At 58.4% G+C, this 15,436-nt stretch carries 21 protein-coding genes and 1 tRNA gene; 12 read left to right on the top strand and 10 right to left on the bottom strand.

Annotated elements, in window-relative coordinates; genetic code table 11:
* The first annotated feature begins 8 nt into the window (after positions 1 to 8).
* The 4 genes from ACZ5RT_RS14075 to ACZ5RT_RS14060 all read left to right on the top strand — a co-directional run bounded on the left by ACZ5RT_RS14075 (position 9) and on the right by ACZ5RT_RS14060 (position 2,528).
* On the top strand, positions 9 to 422 hold the full coding sequence (locus tag ACZ5RT_RS14075; protein WP_108428186.1) for a F0F1 ATP synthase subunit epsilon: 414 nt from the start codon (positions 9 to 11) through the stop codon (positions 420 to 422).
* Between the two features lie 118 nt (positions 423 to 540).
* On the top strand, positions 541 to 990 hold the full coding sequence (locus ACZ5RT_RS14070) for a YybH family protein (RefSeq protein ID WP_108428187.1): 450 nt from the start codon (positions 541 to 543) through the stop codon (positions 988 to 990).
* Positions 991 to 994: 4 nt separating this feature from the next.
* The gene (locus ACZ5RT_RS14065; RefSeq protein WP_464452891.1) at positions 995 to 2,005 is read left to right on the top strand and encodes a YheT family hydrolase; all 1,011 of its coding nucleotides are present in this window, start codon (positions 995 to 997) and stop codon (positions 2,003 to 2,005) included.
* The gene (locus tag ACZ5RT_RS14060; protein WP_464452890.1) at positions 1,998 to 2,528 is read left to right on the top strand and encodes a DUF2946 family protein; all 531 of its coding nucleotides are present in this window, start codon (positions 1,998 to 2,000) and stop codon (positions 2,526 to 2,528) included. Before ACZ5RT_RS14065 ends, ACZ5RT_RS14060 begins: the two co-directional genes overlap by 8 nt.
* A 70-nt stretch (positions 2,529 to 2,598) precedes the next feature.
* Here ACZ5RT_RS14060 and ACZ5RT_RS14055 read toward each other — a convergent pair whose 3' ends face one another.
* Positions 2,599 to 3,123 (bottom strand): c-type cytochrome, encoded by a 525-nt coding sequence (locus ACZ5RT_RS14055; protein WP_464452889.1) that lies wholly within the window; start codon positions 3,121 to 3,123, stop codon positions 2,599 to 2,601.
* 141 nt (positions 3,124 to 3,264) lie between these two features.
* Here ACZ5RT_RS14055 and ACZ5RT_RS14050 point away from each other — a divergent pair.
* Positions 3,265 to 3,340, top strand: a tRNA-Arg gene (locus ACZ5RT_RS14050).
* A gap of 54 nt (positions 3,341 to 3,394) precedes the next feature.
* Here the strand turns inward: ACZ5RT_RS14050 and ACZ5RT_RS14045 are convergent.
* Complete coding sequence (locus tag ACZ5RT_RS14045; RefSeq protein ID WP_464452888.1) at positions 3,395 to 3,934, bottom strand: C40 family peptidase; 540 nt, start codon at positions 3,932 to 3,934, stop codon at positions 3,395 to 3,397.
* 100 nt (positions 3,935 to 4,034) lie between these two features.
* Positions 4,035 to 4,739, bottom strand: coding sequence for an orotate phosphoribosyltransferase (pyrE, locus tag ACZ5RT_RS14040; protein ID WP_108428192.1), 705 nt, complete (start codon positions 4,737 to 4,739; stop codon positions 4,035 to 4,037).
* A gap of 10 nt (positions 4,740 to 4,749) precedes the next feature.
* Between pyrE and ACZ5RT_RS14035 the strand changes: the two genes are divergently transcribed.
* Positions 4,750 to 5,541: an exodeoxyribonuclease III gene (locus ACZ5RT_RS14035; protein ID WP_464454221.1), complete on the top strand. Its 792-nt coding sequence runs from the start codon at positions 4,750 to 4,752 to the stop codon at positions 5,539 to 5,541.
* A gap of 96 nt (positions 5,542 to 5,637) precedes the next feature.
* Here the strand turns inward: ACZ5RT_RS14035 and ACZ5RT_RS14030 are convergent, their stop codons facing one another.
* The 5 genes from ACZ5RT_RS14030 to ACZ5RT_RS14010 all read right to left on the bottom strand — a co-directional run bounded on the left by ACZ5RT_RS14030 (position 5,638) and on the right by ACZ5RT_RS14010 (position 10,909).
* On the bottom strand, positions 5,638 to 6,351 hold the full coding sequence (locus ACZ5RT_RS14030; protein WP_422169974.1) for a class I SAM-dependent methyltransferase: 714 nt from the start codon (positions 6,349 to 6,351) through the stop codon (positions 5,638 to 5,640).
* 144 nt (positions 6,352 to 6,495) lie between these two features.
* Positions 6,496 to 6,810, bottom strand: a complete 315-nt coding sequence (locus ACZ5RT_RS14025; protein ID WP_464452887.1) for a BON domain-containing protein — start codon at positions 6,808 to 6,810, stop codon at positions 6,496 to 6,498.
* Between the two features lie 156 nt (positions 6,811 to 6,966).
* Entirely contained in the window at positions 6,967 to 7,572 is a 606-nt protein-coding gene (locus ACZ5RT_RS14020; RefSeq protein ID WP_464452886.1) for a hypothetical protein, read from the bottom strand.
* Positions 7,572 to 10,151: a chemotaxis protein CheB gene (locus ACZ5RT_RS14015; protein WP_464452885.1), complete on the bottom strand. Its 2,580-nt coding sequence runs from the start codon at positions 10,149 to 10,151 to the stop codon at positions 7,572 to 7,574. Before ACZ5RT_RS14015 ends, ACZ5RT_RS14020 begins: the two co-directional genes overlap by 1 nt.
* Positions 10,152 to 10,189: 38 nt before the next feature.
* Positions 10,190 to 10,909 (bottom strand): Crp/Fnr family transcriptional regulator, encoded by a 720-nt coding sequence (locus tag ACZ5RT_RS14010; protein WP_464452884.1) that lies wholly within the window; start codon positions 10,907 to 10,909, stop codon positions 10,190 to 10,192.
* Between the two features lie 345 nt (positions 10,910 to 11,254).
* Between ACZ5RT_RS14010 and ACZ5RT_RS14005 the strand changes: the two genes are divergently transcribed.
* The 3 genes from ACZ5RT_RS14005 to ACZ5RT_RS13995 all read left to right on the top strand — a co-directional run bounded on the left by ACZ5RT_RS14005 (position 11,255) and on the right by ACZ5RT_RS13995 (position 13,374).
* Positions 11,255 to 11,581 carry a hypothetical protein gene (locus ACZ5RT_RS14005; protein ID WP_464452883.1) on the top strand — a complete coding sequence of 109 codons (327 nt, stop codon included), beginning with the start codon at positions 11,255 to 11,257 and terminating at the stop codon, positions 11,579 to 11,581.
* Positions 11,581 to 11,961, top strand: a complete 381-nt coding sequence (locus tag ACZ5RT_RS14000; protein WP_291929885.1) for a hypothetical protein — start codon at positions 11,581 to 11,583, stop codon at positions 11,959 to 11,961. The genes ACZ5RT_RS14005 and ACZ5RT_RS14000 overlap by 1 nt, the downstream gene beginning before the upstream one ends.
* A gap of 240 nt (positions 11,962 to 12,201) precedes the next feature.
* Complete coding sequence (locus ACZ5RT_RS13995) at positions 12,202 to 13,374, top strand: outer membrane beta-barrel protein (protein WP_464452882.1); 1,173 nt, start codon at positions 12,202 to 12,204, stop codon at positions 13,372 to 13,374.
* A gap of 87 nt (positions 13,375 to 13,461) precedes the next feature.
* Here the strand turns inward: ACZ5RT_RS13995 and ACZ5RT_RS13990 are convergent, their stop codons facing one another.
* Entirely contained in the window at positions 13,462 to 13,608 is a 147-nt protein-coding gene (locus ACZ5RT_RS13990; protein ID WP_291929890.1) for a lmo0937 family membrane protein, read from the bottom strand.
* Between the two features lie 9 nt (positions 13,609 to 13,617).
* Positions 13,618 to 13,851, bottom strand: coding sequence for a glycine zipper 2TM domain-containing protein (locus tag ACZ5RT_RS13985; protein ID WP_464452881.1), 234 nt, complete (start codon positions 13,849 to 13,851; stop codon positions 13,618 to 13,620).
* Between the two features lie 259 nt (positions 13,852 to 14,110).
* Here ACZ5RT_RS13985 and ACZ5RT_RS13980 point away from each other — a divergent pair, with 259 nt between their 5' ends.
* The 3 genes from ACZ5RT_RS13980 to ACZ5RT_RS13970 are packed head-to-tail and all read left to right on the top strand — an operon-like array spanning position 14,111 to position 15,433.
* Positions 14,111 to 14,347: a hypothetical protein gene (locus tag ACZ5RT_RS13980; protein ID WP_422169960.1), complete on the top strand. Its 237-nt coding sequence runs from the start codon at positions 14,111 to 14,113 to the stop codon at positions 14,345 to 14,347.
* A gap of 40 nt (positions 14,348 to 14,387) precedes the next feature.
* Positions 14,388 to 14,912 (top strand): demethoxyubiquinone hydroxylase family protein, encoded by a 525-nt coding sequence (locus tag ACZ5RT_RS13975; RefSeq protein ID WP_464452880.1) that lies wholly within the window; start codon positions 14,388 to 14,390, stop codon positions 14,910 to 14,912.
* A gap of 32 nt (positions 14,913 to 14,944) precedes the next feature.
* A complete protein-coding gene (locus ACZ5RT_RS13970) occupies positions 14,945 to 15,433 on the top strand; it encodes a low molecular weight protein-tyrosine-phosphatase (protein ID WP_464452879.1) in 489 nt (162 codons plus the stop codon).
* Positions 15,434 to 15,436 lie beyond the last annotated feature (3 nt).

Below are 15,436 nucleotides of genomic sequence, written 5' to 3'. Positions count from 1 at the left end.
GAGTAAACATGAACACCATCCACGTTGATGTGGTCAGTGCCGAAGAGTCCATCTACTCGGGCGAAGCCCGGTTTGTGGCCTTGCCCGGCGAGTCTGGCGAACTGGGCATCTACCCACGCCACACCCCGCTGATCACCCGCATCAAGGCCGGGTCGGTTCGCATCGAGAAGGCTGACGGCGGCGAGGAATTCGTTTTCGTGGCCGGTGGCATTCTGGAAGTGCAGCCCGACTGCGTGACCGTGCTGTCAGACACCGCGATCCGCGGCAAAGACCTCGACGAAGAAAAGGCCAACGCCGCCAAGCAATTGGCGGAAGAGGCCTTGCGCAATGCCAAGAGCGAAATCGATCTGGCGCGTGCCCAGTCCGAGTTGGCTGTTTTGGCGGCTCAACTTTCTGCGCTGCGCAAGTACCGCAAGAAATAAGACGCTCTTCCAGCGGGGTGTCTGCAGCCTTGCAGACATCTTCAAAAACCCGGCACACATTGTGACCGGGTTTTTTTGTGTCCCGCCGCACCGTGCAGGCGTGTAGACTTCACCCATCATGAAACGAGCCAAACTGCACGCCGCCATCGTGGGTGGGTCACCCGACGACATCGAACAAAGCTTTTACGAAGCGCTGCACAACGCCGACATCGAACAGCTCATGGCGTGCTGGGCAGAAGAAGATGACATCGTGTGTGTGCACCCCGGTGGCCCGCGTTTGATCGGACAGGGTGCCATCCGTGCCACATTCGAGGGCATGTTTGCCAACGGCAGTGTGCAGGCGCATCCAGAAAGAGTGCGCAAGATCGTCTCGTTGGCGAGTGCCGTTCACCACCTGGTGGAGCGGGTGGAGGTGATCACCCCGCAAGGCGCAAAACAGGCGTTTGTCTTGGCCACCAACGTTTATCACAAAACACCGCAAGGCTGGCGCATGGTGGCCCACCATGCCAGTCCCGGCACGGCCCATGACCCGGCGGATGTGGGCGTCAAACCCACGGTTTTGCACTGAACCCATGCAGTACAGAGCGCCAGCGTGGTTGCCGGGCGGGCATGCGCAAACCATTTGGCCTGCTTTGTATGCACGAAGGCGCTGGGGGCCTCCTTTACCCAAAGTGCGCGAACGTTGGGTGACACCGGACGACGATTTCATCGACGTGGATCGGCAGCCAGCAAGCCGTCTGGACAGGCCGATGGTGGTGCTGTTTCACGGACTGGAAGGCTCATCCGACAGCCACTACGCACAGGCCTTTGCCGATTGGGCGGCGTCACACGACCTCAACTTTGCCTTGCCGCATTTCAGGGGCTGCAGTGGCGAACTCAACCACGGACCGCGTGCCTACCATTCAGGCGATCATCAGGAGATCGATTGGGTGTTGCGGCGATTGCGACAGCAACACCGGACGCAGGGCGGCCAAACCATGGTCGCGGCTGGCGTGTCGCTTGGGGGAAATGCCTTGATGCGCTGGGCTGCCGAACACGGGGCATCTGCCTCGCAAAGCGCAGACGCTATCGCATCGATTTGCTCGCCTCTTGATTTGATGCAAAGCGGTCAAGCCATTGGCCAAGGTTTGAACCGACAGATTTACACCCGCATGTTTTTGCGCAGCATGAAGCCCAAGGCATTGGCCAAGCTGGCACAACATCCGGGTTTGTTCGACCGACAGCAACTCATGGCTGCGCGCGATTTGTACGAATTTGACAATGTGTTCACCGCACCCTTGCATGGCTTCAAGAACACCGACGATTACTGGTCAAGAGCATCGGCCAAACCGTTGATGAAAGACATCCGCATTCCGGCGTTGGCATTGAACGCACGCAACGACCCTTTTGTGCCTGCAAGCAGCTTGCCGCAGCGCACGGATGTGTCAGCTGCGGTCACGCTCTGGCAACCGGAGCAGGGTGGCCACGTGGGTTTTGCCCAAGGGCCTTGGCCCAGCCATGTGCGTGGTTTGCCGGATGCGGTTGGCCCTTGGTTGATGACCGCCTCGGGACAAGCCCTCAAGCAGGAGCGATCACATGGATGACATCGTTCGCCAGGCCATGGCCAAATGGCCGAACGTGCCCGATTGTTATGGCTGGTTGGGGCTGGACAGTCGCGGCCAATGGCTCATGCGGGATGACCGTGTCCAACAGTTGGGCAGGTTCCAGAGCGGGGTGAACGGTGCCAAGGGCTCGGTGCTGCGGCACGAAAAACTCATCGACTTCATCCATCGCAATTACGAGCTCGATGCCCGTGGGTGTTGGTATTTTCAAAATGGGCCACAAAGGGTCTATGTGGAGCTGGAAACCACGCCCTATGTGTGGCGCTTGAACGAGCGCTTTGAGCCGACAGCCCACACCGGTCAGGCAACGCAGGCGCTGGCCTGTCTGGTCGATGAACTTGGGCGCGTCTATTTGCACACGCCACTGGGCTTGGGGCTGGTGCATACCTGGGACGTCGGCTTGGTGGCCGAGGCGATCGAGCAAGGCCTTTGGGCGCCTGAAGAATGCCAGGCCAGTACCTTGCCCTCGCGTTTTGGTTTCGTGATCAGTCCACAAAGTGGGTAAAACGACAAACCATCCAGCCGGACATAAAAAAACCGACCCTCAGGTCGGTTCTTTGGGAGGCCTCAGGCCATCACTTCTTTTCAGCTTCGGCAGCGGGTGCTTTGGGCTCTTCGAACTTGCCACCCGCACCATTGGCCAAGTACACCACAGCGCGTGCAATTTCGGTGTCGTTGAAATCGCCACCACCTTGTGCACCCATGGCCCCTTTGCCTTTGAGGGCAGAAGTCACCAAAGTATCGAGGCCTTGTTTGATGCGAGCGCCCCAGGCGGCGGCATCGCCGAACTTGGGAGCACCGGCTGCACCCACTGCGTGGCAGGCAGCGCACTGCGCTTTGTAGACTTCTTCACCGGCCTTGAGGGGACGGTTGGCGTCACGAATCTCGACCATGCCGATTTTCTGGATGCGCTGAGCGGTGGCTTTTTCGGTGTCAACAGCGCCGGCAGCGGGCTTGTTGGCCGATGTGACGTAGAACACCAAGCCGATGATGATGAACACCGGAATGATGAAAGATGCAAGGCTCAGCAAAAGCATTTGCTTGGGCGTTTTCACCGGGCCGGTGTGTGCTTCGTGCTGATCGTGGCTGTTGTCGCTCATGAAATCCTCTTGTAGGGCTTGGCCGATGGGCCTTGGGATTGACCGGAATCAACCCAATATTATAGCCGCCCACCCTTCGCCGAGCTTGCAAGCGCGAGGAAGAAAGACAAGCCGTGAGATAATCCATGCGCAATGCAGCGTGCGGCTGTAGCTCAGTGGATAGAGTATTGGCCTCCGAAGCCAAGGGTCGTGGGTTCGATCCCCGCCAGCCGCACCAAACTCAAGTACGCCACCCTTTGCGGTGGCGTTTTTGTGTGCGCTCGCGTGCCGATCAGCGGCTGACGTTGTCGGTGGTTGCGGTTTCCTGGACACGCCGTGCGCCGGTGAAGCGCTTGGTCCAGTAAGCCGCTCTCAAGTCGTCCACGCGCACCGCTTTGCCTGCGCTGGGTGCGTGGATGAATTTGCCATCACCGATGTAAATGCCAACATGGCTGAAGGTGCGGCGCATGGTGTTGAAAAAAACCAGATCACCAGGATGGAGTTCGCTGCGATCGATTTTTTCAGTAGCCACGGCCTGTTCTTCGGCACGCCGAGGCAGCAAACGTCCGATCGAGGTTTCATAGATGTGACGCACGAAGCCGCTGCAGTCAAAGCCCGTGTCGGCCGAGCTGCCTCCCCGTTTGTAGGGAACACCCAGCAAGGTCATGGCTTGGCCCAACATCTGATTGGTCTTTTCGCCCACGCTGGTTTTGACCTGGTCACCCAGCTGAATCAAATTGATTTTTTCAGGCATGCGTTTGGGCCCGGTCGACGCCTCGTCGTCAGGGGCTGCAAACAACATGGAAGAGACCAGCAGCAAACAGGCTGCCATGGCAAAGGGCTTAAATTTCACTTTATGAAAACTTAATCGGTAGTCTCACATGATAACCCGTGCAGGCGCAGCCAGGTGCCATCGGGTTTGGTGACCAGGGTCACACCCCGTAGCGGTCACGGTAAGCCTGAACCTTGGGCAGGTGCAGACCCAGCTCGTTGCCGCTTTGCGCCGACAGATAAGCCAACAGGTCAGACAGCTGGGCGATGCAGCACACGCCCATGCCCAATGTGCCCCGCACGTACTGCACAGCGCTGTGGGCCACGTCTTTGACCGAGCCATCGGCCTGCTTTTCGGTGGCCATTTCCTGTCGGTCCAGCGCAATCGCAATCGCGTGAGGCGTGGCCCCGGCGGCTTTGATCAGTTCGATGGATTCGCGGGCAGCGGTGCCGGCGCTCATCACGTCGTCCACGATCAGCACCCGGCCTTTGAGCGGCGCGCCCACCAGTGAGCCGCCTTCGCCGTGGTCCTTGGCTTCCTTGCGGTTGTAGGCAAAGGGCACGTTCTTGCCCAGACGGGCCAGCTCGATGGCCACGGCCGCGCCCAGCGGAATGCCCTTGTAAGCAGGGCCAAAGATCATGTCGAATTCGATGCCGCTGGCCAGCAGGGCTTTTGCATAGAATTGCGCGAGTCGGCCGAGCTTGGCGCCATCGTCAAACAGGCCAGCGTTGAAGAAGTAGGGGCTCATGCGCCCGGCTTTGGTCTTGAATTCGCCAAAGCGCAGCACGCCCGAATCGACCGCAAACTGCACAAATTCCTGAGCCAGCGCCTGTGTGTCGGCGCTGCTTGCCTGTCCTGTCACCATGGGGAAATCCTTGTTCAAAATCACCAGCCTCAACCTCAACGGCATCCGTTCGGCCACGACCAAAGGGGTCGAAGCCTGGCTGGCGCAAGAGAAACCCGATTGTATTTGTGTGCAAGAGGTCAAAGCCCAGGAGTCTGACGTGGCGGGCAAGTTTGAAGAGCTCGCGGGCCTGAGGGGCCACTTCCACTTTGCCGAGAAAAAGGGTTACTCGGGCGTGGGCGTCTACACCCGCCACGAGCCCAGCGATGTGGTCATCGGATTTGACGGCGGCGAGTTCGACGCCGAAGGCCGTTATGTGGAAACGCGCTTTGATAAGCCTGGCCGCAAGCTGTCCATCATCAGCGTGTACTTCCCCAGCGGTTCGTCCGGCCCCGAGCGGCAGGAGGCCAAGTTCCGCTTTCTGGACAAGATGTACCCGCACCTGATGACCCTCAAGGCCGAGCGCGATTTCATTGTGTGCAGTGACGTGAACATTGCGCACAAGGAGGCCGACCTCAAGAACTGGAAAGGCAACCTCAAGAACAGCGGCTTCCTGCCCGAAGAGCGTGCCTGGATGACCCAGCTGACCACCGAAGGCGGCGTGGTGGACGTGTACCGCCGACTGCAGCCCGACACCACCGACGCTTGTTACACCTGGTGGAGCAACCGCGGTCAGGCTTATGCGAAAAACGTGGGGTGGCGACTGGACTACCACTTGGCCACGCCCGCCTTGGCCGAGAAGGCCCGCACCGAACACATCTACAAAGGCGAAAAGTTTTCAGACCACGCACCGATCACCATCGGTTACGACTTGAGTTTGTGATTCAAGGAACGGCCAGCATGGACCCTTCGATTTAGTCCGGTGTGACAGGATCGTGTTGTGAGCGTGTCATCCTGGACTTGATATGGGATCTGTTTCTTAGCGCGTGTAGGTCAGCATGCGCCCTTTGTATGCAGGTTGATCCAGCGTGGCGGCTTGCTCCAGCAGGTGCTCATGCATGGCAAAGCCGGCACGCGCCATGTGTTTGTGAAAGGCAGCCCGGTTGCCCCGGTTGGGGTCCACCACCCATATCTCCGAGTGCTGCGCTGCATGGCTGTTGATGAAGCTGGCCAATGTCCCCTCATCGTCGCGTTCGTAGAGGATGTCGCTGCCCACAATCAAATCAAACACGCCACTGACATTCGCATCCTGCGCCAAGGTCAGCACGGGCAGGCCGTCTTCACGCAGCGCAGCCGTGCCCCATAAACCGTGACGGTAAGCCATCCGTGGCAAGCCGTTGAGGCGGGTGTTTTCGTCCAGAAAAGCATGGGTCAAGGGGTGGCAGTCGCTGGCCGTGACATTGGCACCGCGCCGATGCGCCACCAGACTCGACAACCCCAGGCCGCAACCAATTTCCAGAATCCGTTCATCCGTCACGGGCCTTTGCGCCATGCGTTCGGCCATGCGCTGCCCTGAAGGCCAAAGCAAGCCAAACAAGGGCCACGTGGCCGAAGAAATCCCCAGATTGAGGGCTTCCTCCAGAGGGTCGTGGAACTGGTTTTTGTCGAGCAGCGAACGGATCTGCAAATCGTCCACGCCAAGGACAGCGATGGTTTCTTGCTTGGTCAGGTAGCCGGGAGGAGAAGCTTGCAAAAAGTCAATCGTTGCAGCGCAAATGCACAAGACGGGAAGGCGCTGGCTGGTGCGACTGTACACCGGTCGAGTCCATGCGCTGTCCCCCTTTTATGCAAAAAGCGTGAACCAGCGCACGGACACGGTCAAAAACCGCCACTGTCCTCATGGACGGATGGCGATCTCGTTCTTGACCGACTTGACGCCCTTGACACCACGGGCGATGGTTTCGGCCTTGTTGCGCTCCAGGCTGTTTTTGGCAAAGCCTGACAACATGACAGTGCCGTTGAGGGTTTCCACGCTGATCGAGGTGCCTGCAACGTCTTTGTCTTCAAAGAAACGGGATTTCACCAAGGTCGTGATGCCCGCATCGTCGATGTAAGCCCCAACCGTCTCTTGTCCACGCGTCACCGCGCAACCCGATGCAGCCAAAATAACCAGGGAAGCGGCCATGGCGGCCAGCGATGTTTGACGGATCATGATGAAGTCCTATCGTGCTTGAAGTTGTGCGTGAAGGTGAACCAGCCAAACCGCGGCTTGGCTGATGGCTTGGTGCCTCACCTGTTCGGGTGCCGGCCTCAAGTCAACTTGATGCTAGGTGTCTGCGGCGCATGCGTCCGTGCGCTGCATCACACGTCAAGCCAATGCGTCTGGTGCATCGACCCATGACATCAGCACGCCCGGAGACAAAGGGTTGGCGCATGCCGCAGCCCATACAGCACGAGCTGTTGCCCCTCCCGCCTGAAGCGAAAAGCCCAGGGATATGGGTTGAGAGCGCTGCTCGGCGTTCTTTCGCCATGCTTGAACTCGCGGCCTGTCCATGGGGCAGATCCAGGTATTCAGCGGTTTGCCCAGCAGCTGGGGCCAGCTTTGGGCGAGGCATCGCAAGGCTTGCACGTTGCATGCCGCCAAGCAGCCCGAGCCATCCAGAATCAGCTGTGCACTGGGCGAGGCGTCCATCAACTGGGTTTGCCGCGTCCAGGAGGCTTCCAGCTCGGCGCGGGAGGATTGCAGCTCTTCGTTTTGCAAATCCAGTTCGACCTGGTGCACCTGCAGCTCGTGCAGCAAAGCCAAGGCGTCGTGGGCGGTGGCGGGAGATGAGGCCAGATCGAACAACACCCGCAAGGCTTTGCTGGCGTCCTTGGCCACGTCAGTCTGGGTGTGTTTGGTATGCAGCCGGGACTGTGCTCGCTCGCGCAAATTGGGCGAAGGTGGCGCACTGCTGTTGGGTGGGGCATTCATCATGGACTCTCGGGTGGGGGTGGTGTCGCATGGCTTTCACGCAAGCGAAATTCGAGCGCTTTGGCTGTGCTGATGTCGACAAAAGTCAACACGGCACCATTGACCGTGTTGGCCAAGGTCCGGTAGGGCATGATGCGCACCGAAAACCAGCGACCGTCGGTGGCAGCCACAGACTTGGTGCAGGGCGTCAAGGTGCGCAAGGTTTCCTTCACGTCGTCCTGCAAAAGCGGATACACCAGCGTGTTGGCCAGATCGCTCAGTGGGCGGCCCACATCGGCCTCGCGCAAATGAAAAATGCCAACCGCTTTTTCCGTGAAACGGCGCACGTTCAAGTCGTTGTCCAAGAAGAGCGTGGCAATGTCGGTGCTGTTGAGCAGGTTTTGCATGTCACTTTGCGCCAGCGCCAGATCGTCAAGGCGTGTTTGCAGTTCGCTGTTGATGGTTTGCAGCTCTTCGTTCATGGACTGCGCTTCCTCTTTGGAGGTGCTCAGTTCTTCGTTGGCCGATTGCAGCTCTTCGTTGGTGAGTTTCAAGGCTTCATTGATGGCCGACAGCTGGTCTTTGGACACATGCATTTCATGGCGCAAGGCTTGCAACTGTGCTTGCGCAGCTTGCAACTCGGCGTTGACGGCCGAAGCCGAGGAGGTTGATGGGTTCGCAGCGACAGCGATGACCTCCTGCTCTTTGAAAACCACCATGGCCGAGCCTGCCAGAGACTTGGGTTCGTGCAATGGGTGAATGGTGACTTGCAACTGCCGATGTCCTTGTCCCTCCAGGGGCAAGCCATGCACCACCACGGGGCGGCCTTCTTGCAAGGCTTGACGCAAAGCGGTGGCGATCTGGGCACGCAGCCCGGATCTGGCCATCACATGGATGTTCCAGTTCGCCTTGCCCGCAGCAGGCTCCAGGTAGTGTCCTGTTCGGCCGCTGATGTACAAAATATCGCCCGATGAATTGACAAGAACCGCAGCCGGTGCAAACGTTTGCAGCAAGACCTGATCGGCCAAGGCTTGCAGGTTATCGCTGGGCGGTGGGGGCAATGTGGACACGGACATCTCCTTGGAGGGTGAGGCGGGCCGGCGATGGATGGGAAAAGCCACCGAGCCAGGGGCGGGCCGTTGCTCGCTTCGAGCGTAAATTCGGGATGAAGGAAGCAAAGCCTTGAAAAGATTTTGCGAACGCCCCACGGTTTCAGCGCTGCCGAGCACCAGGCAGCCCCCAGCACGCAGGCAAAAGTGAAACAAGGGTATCAGGCGGCGCTGCAGTGTGGCATTGAAGTAAATCATGACGTTGCGACACAGCAGCAGGTCCAGCCGCGTGAACGGCGGGTCGGTGATCACATCGTGCCTGGCAAACATGACCATGGCGCGAATGTCAGGCTGCACCTGGTGACCACCCTGGCTGGGCATGAAAAAACGGGTGAGGCGTTCCTGGGAAATACCGACCACCGCCTGCTGGCTGTACCAGCCTTTTCGGGCGACAGCGATGGCAGCGGCATTGAGGTCGGTGGCATAGATCTGCACAGCCCGGGGTGCTTGGCCGGACAGGTCTTGCGCCTCTCGCAGCAGCATGGCCAGGCTGTAAGCCTCTTCTCCCGTGGAGCATCCCAGCACCCAAGCCCTGATGGGGGAGGGGTCATCTGTGCTGAACAGGGTGGGCAACACATGCGCCGACAGATCCTGCCAAACCTGTGCGTCCCTGAAAAAAGAGGTCACGCCGATCAGCATTTCAGAGAACAGCAATGCCAGTTCGGGTGGATTGGATTGCAGGTAGTTCAGATAGGCGACCATCGATGGCAGTTGGTGAACATGCATGCGCCGCTCGACCCGCCGGAGCAAAGTACTGGTTTTGTACAGCGAAAAATCGTGGTGGAGGTGTTGTTGGAGCCGGTCCACAATGGCTTGCAGGCCATCGGTAGAGGGGGGGTGCTCGGTAGCTGTGTCAGTGGCGGTGACAGCAGGCACTTCTTTGCAGAGTGCATCGCTTGACAAAGGCCATTGCGCAATCTGTGCGGGCATGTCCTCAGGCGCGGCCACCACATCCACACACCCTGCATCGATGGCGCTTTGGGGCATGGAGGCAAACGCGGCCGTGTCCGGTTGTTGCGCCAGGCACAAACCTTTTGCCTGGTGAATGGCTTGCAGACCTTGCACGCCATCGCGCCCCATGCCCGACAAAACCACGCCCACTGCACGGCAACCTTGGTCTTGCGCCAGAGAGGTCAAAAAGGCATCGATCACAAGCGGTGCGCTGGCCGCTTGGGGCGTGGCCATGAAATGCAAACAGCCACGCACCACAGTGAGTGTGCCGCTGGTGGGCATGACGTAAATGGTGTTGGCTTCCACCACCCTGCCGCTGTCCGCAGTGTGAACGGGCAAGGCCGTGACCCGTTGCAACAAGGTGCCTAAAAGAGTTTTGTGCTTGGGGCTCGTGTGCTGAACCACCACGTAAGCCATACCTGTTTCGCTCGGCAGGTGTGCGAAGAATTTTTCCAGTGCTGCCAGGCCACCCGCAGATGCGCCGATGCCGACAATGCGTGGGCCTTCAGGGTTTGGCTTGGCGGGCAGGGAATCAGACAAGGGCGTCAATCATGGCAAGGCACTTTGGGCGTGGCAACTTAAACAGCCAACTGCATCGGCAGCAGGCGATCGTATTCGGTTTTGATGACTTTGTAGCACTCGCAAGAGCAAGCCTCCATGCCCACGCGATCCAAAACCCTGATGCGGCCCCGTGAATAACTGATCAAGCCTTGGCGCTGCAAGCGCATGGCCGCTTCGCTGACACCTTCGCGGCGCACGCCCAGCAAATGGGCGACTTTTTCATGGGTTAACAGCAATTCATGGCCAACCGTCCGGTCCAGGCCCAGCAACAAAAATCGGCTGAACGCGTTGTCCACCGAGTGGTGGCGGTTACACGCCGAAGTCTGTGCCATTTGCGTGATGAGCGCCTGTGTGTAGCGCAACAACAAGTGCAACAGGGGCACCGATTGTTCAAATGCCTGGCGCAGATCGGCACTGCGCATGCGCATGAAGGTGCCGCCTGAAAAAACAGTCGCGTCGCTGGTGGTGGACAGGCCGCCCATGAAGCTCGACACACCCACAAAGCCTTCACGCCCGACCAGCGAGAGCACCGAGGAGTCGCCATTTTGGACCTGGCTGTGCAAGACCACCAAGCCACTCAATGGGAAATAAACATTCTCAAAGTGCGAACCTGAGGCATACAGCGATTTACCTGCCTGCAGCTCCACCTTGTCCAGCAGGGGGGTCAAAAGCGCCAGCTCGGCGCGGGGCAAACAGGCCAGCAGTTGATTTGGTGCAAGACCAGATGACGTCGTCATCGGGGCATGGCCGATGCGCGTGAGCACGACCCGATGAGCTGGGATGGCCTGAGGTCGAGGTAATGCATGTCATCCATTTCAAAGTACCGATGCAGGCTGAAACTAAAGATCAATGGCGGCATCGGCTGGACCATGATCGCGCAAAAAGAGTGCAATGACTTGATCCAGCGCAGGAAATGCTTGCAAAGACTGTGGATATTTTTCCATGGTTTGCGCGTGTTCTTTGTCCGAAGTCTCTGTGCTCGGTGCATTTGCTGGCCGTTGGTGTGCCAAACCACAGACGCCTGTTTGCTTGAACTTCTAAAGTGGGTCTCTCCATGGGTTCACTTCATTCAAAAGGCTTTTATGTCAGATCAAAAAACGGCACCAGAAAAAATTTCGTCTTTCGGCACGACCATGGCCAGCAATGTGAATGAGGCCTTGCAAGACGCTCAGCCCGCCATGAACCGTATGGGCCATCGGGTCAAAGACGAACTGCGCAACCTGAGCGAGTCAGGCAAAGACGTGTATGCAGACGCCATGCGCAAGCTCGAAAAAGAGGCCCACCATGTGCGGGTCAGCACGGAGCACCTGATTCAGCAATCGCCGCTCAACGCGGTCCTGATCGCGGCTGGCACAGGTGCCCTGGCTGCCCTGGCGGTTTCCTGGTTCATGCGCTCACGCCAGCCCTGATGTCCACGCTGCTGAAACTGCTGTTGCTGCCGCCTGACTTGCTCAAGTCGCATGCGCAAGCGTATGCAGACTTGGCCAGTGAGTTGAGCGCCCGCTATCTGTGCACACTCAAAAACCGATGGGTGATGTACAGCCTCAGTGCACTGGCGCTGTTGTTGGCGGTGGTGTTTGGCGGCGTGGCTTTGCTGCTGTGGGGTGTTTTGCCGCTGCAGGATGCGCCTCACCCGTGGGTCTTGCTGGCATTGCCCGCCAGCAGCTTGGGTGTCAGCGTCATTTGCTGGTGGTGGGCCCGCAGCTTGCATTTGCAGCCCGTCCTGAGCGAAATCCGGACGCAAATCCAGCTGGACCTTCAGGCCATACAACAAGCGCAAACGGCATGAACAGCACCTTGACGCCTGTCCAGCGTTTGGCGGTATCGAGAGCCACGCTCGCAGAGGCCCTGCGCGATCCAGTGTGGTTGATTCTGATACGCCGCTTGCTCAACGACAAAACCAAGGCGAAGGCTTCACCCCCGTCAGGCCCGCATTGACACCAGTTTCTGGTGAGGCTGTTCTCGCAGTTTGACCGGATTTCCGTTCTCTTTTCACACAGGCATCTCGCCATTTTTTGGAGTATTTGACATGAAACGATTTGACATCCAAGCCCATGCAGTTTTGTTGGCCTTGCTGGCTGTGGCCAGCCCAGCGCTGTTTGCACAAGAGGTGGTGCCCAATACGGGTCTTTACATGGGCATCAGTGCGGGCGAGTCCAAGGCGCACATTGACAACGCACGCATCACGCAAGGCTTGTTGGGTGCTGGCTTCACCACCGATGCCTTGTCCGTCGACCAAAAGGGGACCGGTTACAAAGCTTTTGTGGGCTTCCCCATGAGCCCCAACTGGGCCGTGGAAACGGGTTATTTCGACTTGGGCCGATTTGGTTTTGATGCCAGCACCACACCTGCCGGTACGTTGTCTGGTTCTGCGCGGGTCAGGGGCCTGAACCTGGACCTGGTGGGCACATTGCCCATCACGGACCGTTGGTCCTTGCTGGGTCGCGTGGGGGCTGCTTACGCACAAACTAAGGGCACATTCAGTGGCACGGGTGCTGTGTCGGTGACAGAACCTTCAACCAGCAAGCGCGAGACCAATTACAAATATGGTCTGGGCACCCAGTATGCATTCACGCCAGCGCTGACTTTGCGTCTGGAGGGTGAGCGCTACCGTGTCAACGATTCCGTGGGTCAACGCGCCAACGTCGATCTGATTTCTTTGGGTTTGGTCTACCGTTTTGGCGGCACAACGCCCGTGACCAAAACGGCCTACACCCCCTATGTACCACCCGTCGTCGAGCCGGTTTACAAGGAGCCAGCGGTGGTTGCACAGGCCCCGGCTGCGCCTGCCGAGCCTGCACCCAAACCATGGGTCAAGGTGAAGCTGGAGGCCGACTCCCTGTTTGGTTTTGACCAGGACAGTTTGCAAGCGGACGGTAAACAGGCGCTGGACATACTGCTCCTGGAGCTCAAAGACGTGAACGTCGACAGCATCCAGGTCACGGGTCACACGGACCGCTTGGGGTCCAAGGCCTACAACGACAAGCTGTCACTGCGACGTGCCGAGGCGGTCCGCAATTACCTGGTGCAAGTGGGGGGCATTTCGGCTGCCAAAGTCACCGCCGTCGGTGTGGGCTCTTCGCAACCCGAAACCCAGATGGGCGATTGCAAAGGCATGACAGCGAGCCCGGCCTTGATCACCTGCTTGCGTGTGGACCGTCGTGTGGAAGTGCAGGTGACTGGTTCGCAGCAGCAACGCTGAGCCATTCGCCAACAAAAATCCTGCACCCTTTTCAAGGTGCAGGATTTTTCATGGATGGACAGTGGCGTGTGAGCGGCTGTGTCAGATTCAGAGTCTTCGCCCCTGGATCACGCGCACCAGGATCACCACGATCGCGATGACCAGCAGAATGTGGATCAGGCCTCCCATGGTGTACGAAGACACGAGACCCACCAGCCACAAGATGACCAGAATGATGGCAATGGTTTCAAGCATGGTCGTTTCTCACTTGGCGGGTTTGTTGACTTCGTGACCGATCACACCACCTACCGCAGCACCACCCAATGTGCCGGTTGTGCTGCCACCAGTCAATATGGAGCCACCAATGGCCCCGACACCAGCGCCAATGGCGGTGTTCATTTCTTGCTGCGTCATGCCCGAGCAGGCGGACAAGATCAGGGATGCGGCAGCCAGCCAGGCGGTGCCTGTGATGCGGATCAAGGGGGGAGGGGTGTGCATGGCTGAACTCCTTGTCTCATGGACAGATGACTGGCCGATCCTCACGCCACCATGGCGTAACCACAACCAGAATGTTCAAGATAGAAGAAGCGGGTGCACAGGTCTGTCTGTCACAGCACAAAGGCGGCTGGTTGTTGTCGTCACCCCATTCGTTCCTGCACAGCTTATTCCCCAGCAGTGATTGGGGACAAGCATTCCTGAAATGACGCCCGCCAGATAGCTTGCAATATCCTCAGATCTCAACAACTGGAGTTCATCTGTGAAACATCTTGTTTTGGGTTCAATGTTTGTGTTCTTTGCAGCCACCGCTTCAGCGCATGGTTGCCCTGGTGAGATGCGGGCCATCGACGCCAAGATGCCTTCGGCGACATTGCCGGCTGCGGACATGTCCAAAGTCAAAGCTTTGCGTGAAGAGGGTGAAAAGTTGCACAAAGAAGGCAAGCACACCGAATCCATGAAGGCGCTGGCCGAAGCCAAGAAACTGCTGGGTGTCTGAATCACCGCTGTGGATGAGGACAGGCCTGTCTCACCATCTTGTGCAAGAACTGCGTTCTGACCATGCGGGTGAGACGGGTGCTGTCTACATTTACAAAGGCATTCAAGCCGTAGCGCAGTGGCGTGGTGACCTTGAACTCTTGGCTTTTGCCAAGGCACATGGGGTCACCGAAGCCGACCATTTGGCTGAAATGGAAAATTGGTTGCCCGCCTCACAGCGAAGTTGCCTTCTGGGGCCATGGCGTTTGGCCGGATGGCTGACTGGCGCATTGCCAGCCCTGATCGGTCGCCCTGCTGTTTACGCCACGATTGCAGCGGTCGAGACCTTTGTCGATCACCATTACCAGCAGCAGATTGATCACATCCATGTGCACGGCGGCCCTGAAGGCTTGCTGCCGCTGTTGATTCGTTGCATGCCGATGAGCAGCATCACCGGGATGAATCTGCGGCCTTGGCAGGCAGCCATCCCGGCTTGTTGTTGCGGATCTGGTGCTGGACGGTCGGCTGGGGCTCGTCTGCGGCTGTGGTTTTGGCCCGACGCCTCTGATCTGAAGCGAACGGCTTAGCGCTCTCCTGTGCACCCGAAACAAAGCATGAAATGAACCTCGCTGATTTCAAAATTCTGTTTGTTTGCATGGGCAACATTTGTCGAAGTCCTACGGCGCAAGCGGTCTTTTCTCAAAAGCTGGCCGAGCACCATCTTCTGCACAAAGTCAAAATCGATTCGGCAGGAACGCACAACTTCCACCCGGACGCGCCCCCCGATGAACGCAGCCAGGCGCATGCGCGTCAACGCGGTTATGACCTGTCGCATTTGAGGGCCCGATCCGTTGTCGAGCGTGACTTTGAGGAATTCGATTTGTTGCTGACCATGGATTGGGACAACCGCGCCTTGCTGGAAGAAAGGTGCCCTGCGCAGCATCTTCACAAGATCCGGGGATTCGCTGAGTTTTTGCAAACAACGCAGGCGCCCGTGATACCTGACCCCTACTACGGTGGCAGCCAAGGGTTTGAACACGTATTGGACTTGATCGAAGAGGCCAGCGAGGGTCTGGTGAAATTCGTCAGTCAAAAGACACAGGCATGAAAC

This window comes from Limnohabitans sp. TEGF003, from assembly GCF_055395455.1.
Note: the sequence above shows the minus strand (reverse complement) of the source record. Positions and strands in the feature narration are given on the sequence as shown.

Coding starts and splice junctions, on each gene's coding strand:
- ACZ5RT_RS14075 (WP_108428186.1), top strand. CDS start 9: ATGAACACCATCCACGTTGATGTGGTCAGTGCCGAAGAGTCCATCTAC.
- ACZ5RT_RS14070 (WP_108428187.1), top strand. CDS start 541: ATGAAACGAGCCAAACTGCACGCCGCCATCGTGGGTGGGTCACCCGAC.
- ACZ5RT_RS14065 (WP_464452891.1), top strand. CDS start 995: ATGCAGTACAGAGCGCCAGCGTGGTTGCCGGGCGGGCATGCGCAAACC.
- ACZ5RT_RS14060 (WP_464452890.1), top strand. CDS start 1,998: ATGGATGACATCGTTCGCCAGGCCATGGCCAAATGGCCGAACGTGCCC.
- ACZ5RT_RS14055 (WP_464452889.1), bottom strand. CDS start 3,123: ATGAGCGACAACAGCCACGATCAGCACGAAGCACACACCGGCCCGGTG.
- ACZ5RT_RS14045 (WP_464452888.1), bottom strand. CDS start 3,934: ATGGCAGCCTGTTTGCTGCTGGTCTCTTCCATGTTGTTTGCAGCCCCT.
- pyrE (WP_108428192.1), bottom strand. CDS start 4,739: ATGGTGACAGGACAGGCAAGCAGCGCCGACACACAGGCGCTGGCTCAG.
- ACZ5RT_RS14025 (WP_464452887.1), bottom strand. CDS start 6,810: ATGATCCGTCAAACATCGCTGGCCGCCATGGCCGCTTCCCTGGTTATT.
- ACZ5RT_RS14020 (WP_464452886.1), bottom strand. CDS start 7,572: ATGAATGCCCCACCCAACAGCAGTGCGCCACCTTCGCCCAATTTGCGC.
- ACZ5RT_RS14010 (WP_464452884.1), bottom strand. CDS start 10,909: ATGACGACGTCATCTGGTCTTGCACCAAATCAACTGCTGGCCTGTTTG.
- ACZ5RT_RS14005 (WP_464452883.1), top strand. CDS start 11,255: ATGTCAGATCAAAAAACGGCACCAGAAAAAATTTCGTCTTTCGGCACG.
- ACZ5RT_RS14000 (WP_291929885.1), top strand. CDS start 11,581: ATGTCCACGCTGCTGAAACTGCTGTTGCTGCCGCCTGACTTGCTCAAG.
- ACZ5RT_RS13995 (WP_464452882.1), top strand. CDS start 12,202: ATGAAACGATTTGACATCCAAGCCCATGCAGTTTTGTTGGCCTTGCTG.
- ACZ5RT_RS13990 (WP_291929890.1), bottom strand. CDS start 13,608: ATGCTTGAAACCATTGCCATCATTCTGGTCATCTTGTGGCTGGTGGGT.
- ACZ5RT_RS13985 (WP_464452881.1), bottom strand. CDS start 13,851: ATGCACACCCCTCCCCCCTTGATCCGCATCACAGGCACCGCCTGGCTG.
- ACZ5RT_RS13970 (WP_464452879.1), top strand. CDS start 14,945: ATGAACCTCGCTGATTTCAAAATTCTGTTTGTTTGCATGGGCAACATT.